2 protein-coding genes are annotated in these 1525 nt (G+C 59.7%); one reads left to right on the forward strand and one right to left on the reverse strand.

Annotated features, from left to right (window positions below):
- Nucleotides 1–17: 17 nt before the first annotated feature.
- Nucleotides 18–521 (reverse strand): ArdC-like ssDNA-binding domain-containing protein, encoded by a 504-nt coding sequence (locus G568_RS19475; protein WP_084627488.1) that lies wholly within the window; start codon nt 519–521, stop codon nt 18–20.
- A 660-nt stretch (nt 522–1181) separates the two neighbouring features.
- On the opposite strand from G568_RS19475, the gene G568_RS19485 reads away from it, so the two are divergent.
- A partial coding sequence (locus G568_RS19485) for a hypothetical protein (protein ID WP_037374539.1) occupies nt 1182–1525 on the forward strand: 344 nt, incomplete at its 3' end.

Consider the following 1525-nt stretch of genomic DNA (forward strand, 5'->3'; position numbering starts at 1 on the left):
TGGGGGTGTGGGTCTGCTCATGTCGCCCAGCTACCACACTGGATTCGCGACATGAATCCCTCACGCGCTTTGTGCAACAGAGCCCCCTCGATCTGCTCAATATTGAAGACCGTGTAGCCCTTCATGAAGGGGATGGTCTGATCGATTTCCTCGCCCGTGGCTTCGTCGCGCTCGGTGCGCGTCAGCGTATTGGCGTAGACGACCGGCGATCCCTTTTCGCCCTTGCGGACATGGCCACCAAGTTCGCGGGCTTGTTTGAAGGTCATCCAGATCGGGGCGGCGAAGTGGCGCTCCATCGATGAGGCCCACAGGGTCAGGACGTTGATGCCGCTGTAAGGCTGGCCGTTGTGACGGAGCGGGCGCGAAACAGCGCCTGCGGCGTGAGCGGCGTTCCAGGGCTGCGTCCAGGGTTTAATGCCCTGCTCCAGGGCGGTGATGATCTGATTGGTAATGCGGGTGTAGATGTCTGCCCGATTATCCGGGCGGTTGCTGGTGCGGTTGGTTTTGTTCTTGCGGGTCATGGCTGTCTCCTTCCGTTTGGCGTTTCCTCAAGACGCGTCACGGAAAGGACGGGGGTATTAGACGACGGGTCACCCGCCGACGCCCTTCAGGGCTATGGCGCGGTTTACGGCCAACACGGTCTGACGGAACCGCAGGTGAAGGCAGATGGTGCGGGCAAGCCGTTGACCGGGCGGCGCCCCCGGCCAAGGATGCGTCAGAGATTGAGGAACGCCCTTACGGAAGGTGCAATGACCAAGCCGGGCAAAGACGCACCGGCAAACACGGTTCGGGGCTGGAACGCTCGCCATACCGATCATGGCCACCCGATGGCGGCAAAACCCAGAGGACGAAGCGACGCCGCTCAGGCATGCCTAAGCCCCTTCGCGCTAACGGCTCTGCGGCTAGACACGGCATAACGAGGAGGCTGGCCATCTTTGCCAGATGGAGTGCGGTCGAACACGATCAATGAGCTTTCAAGCCTGTCGAACCGGTCGAGCTAGGCTTATAGCGAAAGGGATGCCAGGTTGTTCTCCATCGTTCCCGCCTGCGATAAAGCCAAAGCAGACAATCAGACCGGGAAGCCTTCAGAAGCACACGAGATTGTCTATGATCGAGTAGATTGAAGCGCGGCAGCTCTACGCCGATCGGCAGGCCACGGGTTTAATAGAAGGAGCGCAGAGATGATGTGGAACAAAACCATGCAGAAACTGGCCACATTGGCATGCGTTTTCCTGCCTGCCACTGCGGCCAGTGCCGAAACCAGCTATCCAGACTTTGCCGAAATGGACATGGACGCACGCATCCTGGTCATCCGGGAAGGAATGCATTTCCGGCTACAGGAGGCCGAGCAGGACGCGCCGGTGAAAGCAGCCTGCATCGCCGAACTGTTCTCGCCACAGGGGGATGGACAGCTATCGCTTGGCTATCGCACGACTCTGTTGCACAAATTGGTTGAAGGCCAGACGCCCCCTTTCCCCAGACAGACTCATCCTACGGGCTCAGTTATGGGTATGCCGAGCGCGGT

Origin of the sequence: Sediminimonas qiaohouensis DSM 21189 (assembly GCF_000423645.1) — a bacterium.
Lineage (GTDB): Bacteria > Pseudomonadota > Alphaproteobacteria > Rhodobacterales > Rhodobacteraceae > Sediminimonas > Sediminimonas qiaohouensis.

Excerpts from the sequence above, each read along its gene's own strand:
- G568_RS19475 (WP_084627488.1), bottom strand. The coding sequence starts at position 521 with ATGACCCGCAAGAACAAAACCAACCGCACCAGCAACCGCCCGGATAAT.